Below are 7,438 nucleotides of genomic sequence, written 5' to 3' on the forward strand. Positions count from 1 at the left end.
CGCCGCCCCCGCCCTGCCGCTGGTCGCGCCCCGGGCGCACCTGATCCCGGCCGGCCGTCACCTGGAGATCGCCAGCGTCGAGAACGCCGATTACGAGCTGCCCTCGCTCGGCCTGCTCGCCCTGCCGGACGAGAGCGGCGCCGAGGAAGTCGACGCCGACGTGCTGGAGCAGAACGCGCTCAACCTCCAGCAGACGGTGCAGGATTTCGGTGTGCGCGGCGACATCCTGGCGGTGCGCCCCGGCCCGGTCGTCACGCTCTACGAGCTGGAGCCCGCACCCGGCACCAAGTCCAGCCGCGTCATCGGCCTGTCGGACGACATCGCCCGCTCGATGTCGGCGGTCTCGGCCCGGGTGGCGGTGGTCCCCGGCCGCAACGTCATCGGCATCGAACTGCCGAACGAGACCCGCGAGACGGTCTACCTCCGGGAGCTGCTCTCGGTGCCGGATTTCTATGAGAGCAAGCACAAGCTGGCTTTGTGCCTCGGCAAGAACATCGGCGGCGAGCCGATCATCGCCGACCTCGCCCGGATGCCGCACCTGCTGGTGGCCGGCACCACCGGCTCGGGCAAGTCGGTGGCGATCAACACCATGATCCTGTCGCTGCTCTACCGGCTGAAGCCGGAGGAATGCCGGCTGATCATGGTCGATCCCAAGATGCTGGAGCTGTCGGTCTACGACGGCATCCCGCACCTGCTCTCCCCGGTCGTGACCGACCCCAAGAAGGCGGTGATCGCCCTCAAATGGGCCGTGCGCGAGATGGAGGAGCGTTACAAGAAGATGTCCAAGATCGCGGTCCGCAACATCGACGGCTACAACGCCCGCGTCTCGGAGGCCGCCGCCCGCGGCGAGGTGTTGACCCGGACCGTCCAGACCGGCTTCGACCGGCAGACCGGCGAGGCGATCTACGAGGACGAGGCCATGGACCTCGCCCCCCTCCCCTACATCGTGATCGTGGTCGACGAGATGGCCGACCTGATGATGGTGGCGGGCAAGGACATCGAGGGGGCGATCCAGCGGCTCGCCCAGATGGCGCGCGCGGCCGGCATCCACCTGATCATGGCGACGCAGCGCCCGTCGGTGGACGTGATCACGGGCACGATCAAGGCGAACTTCCCGACCCGGATCTCCTTCCAGGTCACCAGCAAGATCGACAGCCGCACGATCCTGGGCGAGATGGGCGCCGAGCAGCTGCTCGGCCAGGGCGACATGCTGTTCATGGCCGGCGGCGGGCGCACGACCCGGGTGCACGGGCCGTTCTGCTCCGACAGCGAGGTCGAGAGCGTGGTCGCCCACCTCAAGCGCCAGGGCCGCCCGAGCTACCTCGACGCCGTCACGGCCGACGACGAGGACGGCGCCCCCGAGAAGGGGACCAAGGGCAAGGCCGGCGCGGCCGAGCTGGAACTCGACGGCGCCGTGTTCGACCAGGGCTCGTTCGGCGAGACCGGCGGCGACCTCTACGACCAGGCCGTGCAGGTGGTTCTGCGCGACCAGAAGGCCTCGACCAGCTACATCCAGCGCCGGCTCCAGATCGGCTACAACCGCGCCGCCTCCCTGATGGAGCGGATGGAGACCGAGGGCATCGTCGGTCCGGCCAACCACGCCGGCAAGCGCGAGATCCTGTTGGAGGAGGCGGCGGGCTGAGGGTCTCGCGGTTCGGCCGAGCGCGTCGAATCAAGGCTCGAGCGCCGGTCCCGATTGCACCGTGGGGACCGGCTCCGGGCCCGGGACGCGTCCCTGAAAGCGGTGGCGGCCGCCGAGGGCGAGCCCTCGGTACCGTGGCGGCGCATCATGCGGGCGTCGCGGCCGCGACCCTGCAATCGGCCCGGCAAACGGGCGCGGCCTTGGGTGTCGCCATCTTCGGCGCGCTGCTTACGGCACTGGCCAGCTTCGACGGCGCCCTGCCCGTCGCCCTTTGGATCATCGTGGCCGCGTCTCTGACAGCGGCGCTGGGCTGGCGGCTCTCGGCGGGTCGCAGTTCGGATGCGGGCCCCGGTCACGGGAACCCACCATTGGGCAGGGGAAGGGGCTGATCATCGATCGCCTGCGGAGACCGGTGTCTCGAAGGCGTGGCGCCTCACGCCACCGAGAACCGGAACGTGGTGGCCGCCCGAAAGACCTCCCCCGGGCGCAGGGTCGCGGACGGGAAGTCCGGCTGGTTCGGGGCGTCCGGAAAGCCCTGCGTCTCGAAGCAGACGCCGTCCCCGGAGCGGTAGATCCGGCCGGAGGGGCCGATCAGCGTGCCGTCCAGGTTGTTGCCGGTGTAGAGCTGCAGGGCCGGCTGCGTGGTCGCCACGTCGAGCCGCCGGCCGCTGCCCGGATCGATGCAGGCGGCGGCCGGGCGCAGGGTCCCGGCGGGGCCGCGCAGCACGAAGGTGTGGTCGTAGCCCTTGGCGTAGGCGAGTTGCGGGTCGCCCTCGCGGATGCGCGCGCCCAACCGGTGCGGTGTCCGGAAATCGAACGGGGTGCCGGCGACCGGCTGGACCGTGCCGGTGGGGACCTGCGTCGCATCCGTGGGCGTGAACGCGTCGGCCTCGATCTGGACGACGTGGTCGAGCACGCTGCCCGTCCCCTCCCCGGCCAGGTTGAAGTAGCTGTGGTTGGTGAGGTTCAGGACCGTGGGCCGGTCGGTCAGGGCCTCGTAGGCGATGTGCAGCAGCCCGTCCTCCGGCAGGCTGTAGCGCACGCGGACGTCGAGGTTGCCGGGGAACCCCTCCTCGCCGTCCGGGGAGCGGCGGGCCAGGGTGAGGCTGGTGGCGTCCGCCGCCTCCGCCTGCCAGAGGCGTGTGCCGAAATTCCGGTCGCCGCCGTGCAGGGTGTTGGGTCCCTCGTTCACCGGCAGCCGATAGGTGCGGCCGTCGAGGTTGAAGCGCCCGCCGGCGATGCGGTTGGCGTAGCGCCCGACCACCGCGCCGAAGCTCGGGCTCACGGTCTCGTAGCCCGCGAGCGTGTCGAGCCCGAGGACGACGTTGGCGCTGCGGCCCACGCGGTCGGGCACCTCGATCGCCGTGATCACCGCGCCGAAATCGATGACGTGGACGCGCAGGCTCCCCCGGGCCAGTCGGTGCCGGGTGACGATTTGACCGTCCGCGGTGCGCCCGAAGATCTCGCCCGCCATGCTGCGATCCCCGCTCAGCGCTTCCAGACGCCGAGCCGCTCGGTGCGCGCGTGGTCCTCGGCGGCGACCAGTTCGGGGCTGGCCTCCGGGGAGGCGCGGCCGCCGCCGTTGAACAGCACCACCTCCGAGAGGTCCCGCCCGTTCACCAGGCAGTTCATCGTGTCGCTGCCCGGCGCCGGCTGGCAGGTCACCGGGCGGCCGCCGATGTAGCGGGTCAGCTCGTCGGCCTGGCCGCCGCGCACCCACTCGACGCCGAACAGGCGCACGACCTTGCCGGCGACCTTCAGGGTCGCGGTGTCGATCACCTGGGCCGGTCCGGTGATGGCGTTGGCCGCGGGCGGCGGCGTATCGGGCTCCGGATCGCCGCCGGTCTCGGGCGGGGGCGTGACCGTATCGGGGGCCGCGGGAGACGCCGCCGACGGCCCAGTGGCTTGAGATCCGGCTTGCGATCCCGCTTGCGGTGCGGCGGTCTGGACACTCGCGGGCGCGTCGCCGGTCTGGGGCGAGGTGGTCGTGGAGCGCGTGGCTTCGGGCTCGCGGCCGGCCAGGACGAGGCCCGCAGCGACCACCGCCACCAGGGCGGCCGCGCTCGCGCCCGCGAGCCAGCGCCGATGCCGGCGGCTGCCCTCGTCGCCGCCGGCGAGACCGAGCCGTTCGCGCAGACGGGGCAGGCTGTCACGCACCGACTCGCCGAGCCGGCCCGGGCCGTCGTTCCACGCCGAGACCGGATCCGCGCCGGACGCCGCGACGTCGGAACGGCGGGTGAGCCGGGCCTGCAGGCCCGTCCGCAGGGTGGCGAAGCGGCCGGCCGCGGTCTGCGCCAGCGCCCGTCCCTGGACGGAGGAGCGCTCGGCGAGAGACCGGGCCCGCTCGGACTGGGTCTCGACGAAGCGCGCGGTCGCGGCCTTCATCTCGTAGGCGCCGGTCAGGATCGGGGAATCCTTCGGATCTTCGGGCTCGGCCTCGGGCTCCGGTGCCACCTCCGGCGGCAGGAACAGGGCCGGATGCCGCGCCTGGAGCTCCGCCACGAAGTCGGCGAGCGTCAGCGGCTCGCCGGTGCCGGGCCGCGTGCGCACGACGCCGTGCCGGTCGAGCACCCGGTAGCCCGCGTCTCCGCGCACGATCGCGGCCTCGGCCATGAGCCCGAGGGTCCGCACCGCCACCGGGCGCGGGCGCGCCCGGGCGATCGCCGCCTGGATCGCCTCGCGGAGGGCGGCGCGCTCCGGATCGTCGAGCGCCGGACGCGCCGGCCTCGATTCCTGTTCCGCCACCACCGTTGAAGACGTCATAAACCCGATCCCGGCATCACCGCGCGCCGCACGGAAGCCGCTTTACGCCTTGCCGGGCGAGGGGGCCAGGGTGCCGGCCTGGACGCTCCGGTGCAGGACCCGTCCGGACTCGCCGACGATCACCGGGCGCGTGCCCGCGAAGCTCACCTCCAGGACCAGCTCGGCCGCCCCGGTGGAGACGGCGCCGCGATCCGGGTTCGCAGTGCGGAAATCCACGATCGTGCGGATCGTGCAGGTCTCGGCGTCGCAGGCGGTGCGGATGGTCCGCGGCTCGTAGCGCCGCTCGGGCCAGCGCTGCACGAAGCTGCGCTTCTCGGCGACCAGCCCCGCCAGGGTGACCGGGTGCCCGTAGAAGCGCACCCGCGACCCGTAGAAATGCGGTGCGGCGCCGACCATCGTGTCGCCCGAGCTGGAGACGGTGGCGAGGTAGTTCGCCGCCAGGGCCCGGGCCACGGCGGCCCGCTGCCCCGAGGCGGCCGAAGCCGGCGCCACGGCCGCCGGCGTGTCGGCGAGCCGGCGCGGATGCGCAGCATGCCGCGGCGAGGCCTGGCGGGCGTGCGGACGCTCCAGGGCGGCCGCCCGCTTCGGGCCCGCGGCCCGGGTCACGGCGTCCTGGGTCGCGGCGCTCCCGGTTGCGGCGCTCTTGGTCGTGGCGCTCTTGGGCAGGCCGTCGTCGGCGGGCTCCGGCTTGGCAGCCTGCCGGACCGGCTCCGTCTCCGGGACGACCCGCTTCGCCTGGTCGGCCGGATTCGACTTGGCTGCCGCGGACGGCGCGCTGCGGGCCGGCGGATCGACCCAGGAACTCTGGGACCCCGCCCCCTGCTGCTGGGCCGAGGCGCCGCCGACGAGGGCCAGCGGCAGGATCACGCCGAGGGCGAGGGCAGAGCGAGTGGGAATGGTGGCGGGCATCGGTGCCTTCCTGGCGGCCGGAGCGTACGTGGGGAGAACGCGCCCGCATGCCGAAGCGGTTCCACGGTTTCCCCGGGCGCACCCGTGACTCTGACGATGTGCCGGGCCCACACCAGCCCGGGATTGCGTGGATGACGGGGTTGCGCTCGATCTTTTCACCACCAAGTCGGGGACAATCTTGGCTGTCGCGCGTTTCGGGCTGTCATCCCCCCTTTCGCCGCCCTGAGCATCGAGGTTCCTGTGTCCCGACTCGAGACCGCGGTGACCTCGCAGATGCATCGGAGCCCGTGATGAGTGCCGACCAACGCCGGGCGCTGCTGATCTGCAACGCGAAGGCGCGCAACGGCGGCCTCGACCTCGACGAGGTGCGGAGCATCCTGCGGGCGGGCGGCATCGAGCCGGTGGAGCCGCCGCCGGACGCCGATTGCCGAGAAGTGATCCGGGCGCACGCCAAGGATGTCGACCTCGTGATCCTGGGCGGCGGCGACGGCACCATGAACATGGCCGCACCCGCCCTGGTGGAGAGCGGGCTGCCCCTCGCTATCCTGCCGCTGGGCACCGCCAACGACCTCGCCCGCTCCCTGGACCTGCCGCTGGATCCGATCGCCGCGGCGCGGTTCATCCCGAATGCCGCGACGCGGCCGGTCGATCTCGGCTGGGTCAACGGCCACTACTACTTCAACGTCGCCAGCATCGGCTTCTCGGCCGAGCTCGCGGGCGAACTCACGGCCGAATCGAAGAAGACCTGGGGCGTGCTCGGCTACGCGGTGGCGGCCATCCGGGTGCTGCGCCGGGTGCGGCCGTTTACGGTGACGATCGAGCACGACGGCACGGTCGAGCGGGTGACGACCATCCAGGTCTCGGTCGGCAACGGGCGCCATTACGGTGGCGGTATGACCGTGGAGGAGGCCGCCACGGTCGATGACGGCAAGCTCGATTTCTACAGCCTGGAAGTCGCCCATTGGTGGCGGCTGATCGCGCTGCTGCCGGCCCTGCGCCGGGGCACCCATGGACGCGCGGCCGACGTGCGCGCCTTCCAGACCCGGGAGATCAAGATCGCGACGCGCAAGCCCCGGCCGGTGAACACCGACGGCGAGCTGACCACGCACACGCCCGCCCACTTCAAGGTCTTCCCGAAGATCCTCCGGGTGTACGCTCCCGATCCGGCGGACAGTGCCGGTCCGTTCGATCTGGCCGCCCTCGGCAGCCGCCTCTTCCCGACCAGCGAGACGCACGACCCGTGACCGACCTGATCCAGCTTGCGAGCCAGCCCGCGATCTGGGTCGCCCTGGCGACCCTCATCGTGATGGAGGTGGTGCTCGGCGTCGACAACCTGATCTTCATCTCGATCCTGACCAACAAGCTGCCGGCCGACCAGCAGACGCGGGCGCGGCGGATCGGCATCGGCCTGGCCTTGATCCTGCGGCTCGGTCTGCTGGGCACGGTCGCGTTCATCGTGCACCTGACCGAGCCGGTCTTCTCGGTGCTCGGACAGGACTTCTCCTGGCGTGACCTGATCCTGATCGGCGGCGGCCTGTTCCTGCTCTGGAAGGCCACCAAGGAAATCCATCACAGCGTCGACCCCGACGACCCGGCCGACACCGGGAAATCCGGCGGCACGATCGGGTTCGGCGCGGCGATCGGCCAGATCCTGCTCCTCGACCTCGTGTTCTCGATCGACTCGATCATCACCGCGGTGGGCATGACCGAGCACGTGCCGGTGATGATGGTGGCCGTGGTCGTCGCGGTGATCGTCATGCTGGTCGCGGCCGAGCCGCTCTCGGCCTTCATCGCCCGCAACCCCACCGTGGTGATGCTGGCTTTGGGCTTCCTGATCATGATCGGCATGACGCTGATCGCGGAAGGCTTTGGGGCGCACGTGCCGAAGGGTTATATCTACACCGCCATGGCGTTCTCGGCCGGCGTCGAAGGCCTCAACATGCTGGCCCGCGGACGCAAGCGGGCGGCCGCCGCCGGCACGGAGCGGAGCCCGCGCTGAGCGGTCCCGTCCCGCCGGCCTCCGGCGCAAGCGGCGACACGGCGCTGGAGACACCCATGCGGATCGCGGCCCTCCTGTGCGCCCTGCTGACCGCCAGCCCCGCCGGCGCGGAGATGGTCCCGATG

6 protein-coding genes are annotated in these 7,438 nt (G+C 72.0%); 3 read left to right on the top strand and 3 right to left on the bottom strand.

All coding sequences use genetic code 11. The features are described 5' to 3' along the window. The coding region (locus tag FV242_RS31505) for a DNA translocase FtsK (protein WP_281407129.1) at window positions 1–1,642 on the top strand (1,642 nt) is incomplete at its 5' end. A 433-nt stretch (window positions 1,643–2,075) separates the two neighbouring features. Here the strand turns inward: FV242_RS31505 and FV242_RS31510 are convergent. The 3 genes from FV242_RS31510 to FV242_RS31520 are packed head-to-tail and all read right to left on the bottom strand — an operon-like array spanning window position 2,076 to window position 5,314. Next, window positions 2,076–3,116, bottom strand: a complete 1,041-nt coding sequence (locus FV242_RS31510) for an aldose epimerase family protein (RefSeq protein WP_147941678.1) — start codon at window positions 3,114–3,116, stop codon at window positions 2,076–2,078. 14 nt (window positions 3,117–3,130) lie between these two features. Further along, window positions 3,131–4,405 carry a thermonuclease family protein gene (locus tag FV242_RS31515; RefSeq protein ID WP_147941679.1) on the bottom strand — a complete coding sequence of 425 codons (1,275 nt, stop codon included), beginning with the start codon at window positions 4,403–4,405 and terminating at the stop codon, window positions 3,131–3,133. Window positions 4,406–4,447: 42 nt separating this feature from the next. Continuing rightward, entirely contained in the window at window positions 4,448–5,314 is an 867-nt protein-coding gene (locus FV242_RS31520; protein ID WP_147941680.1) for a hypothetical protein, read from the bottom strand. Window positions 5,315–5,604: 290 nt separating this feature from the next. Here FV242_RS31520 and FV242_RS31525 point away from each other — a divergent pair, with 290 nt between their 5' ends. Beyond that, window positions 5,605–6,558, top strand: a complete 954-nt coding sequence (locus FV242_RS31525; protein ID WP_147910974.1) for a lipid kinase — start codon at window positions 5,605–5,607, stop codon at window positions 6,556–6,558. Further along, window positions 6,555–7,313 carry a TerC family protein gene (locus tag FV242_RS31530; protein WP_147910973.1) on the top strand — a complete coding sequence of 253 codons (759 nt, stop codon included), beginning with the start codon at window positions 6,555–6,557 and terminating at the stop codon, window positions 7,311–7,313. Before FV242_RS31525 ends, FV242_RS31530 begins: the two co-directional genes overlap by 4 nt. Window positions 7,314–7,438: the final 125 nt, after the last annotated feature.

The sequence above is a fragment of the Methylobacterium sp. WL64 genome (genome assembly GCF_008039945.1).
Classification (GTDB): Bacteria; Pseudomonadota; Alphaproteobacteria; order Rhizobiales; family Beijerinckiaceae; genus Methylobacterium.

Coding starts and splice junctions, on each gene's coding strand:
- FV242_RS31510 (WP_147941678.1), bottom strand. CDS start 3,116: ATGGCGGGCGAGATCTTCGGGCGCACCGCGGACGGTCAAATCGTCACC.
- FV242_RS31515 (WP_147941679.1), bottom strand. CDS start 4,405: ATGACGTCTTCAACGGTGGTGGCGGAACAGGAATCGAGGCCGGCGCGT.
- FV242_RS31525 (WP_147910974.1), top strand. CDS start 5,605: ATGAGTGCCGACCAACGCCGGGCGCTGCTGATCTGCAACGCGAAGGCG.
- FV242_RS31520 (WP_147941680.1), bottom strand. CDS start 5,314: ATGCCCGCCACCATTCCCACTCGCTCTGCCCTCGCCCTCGGCGTGATC.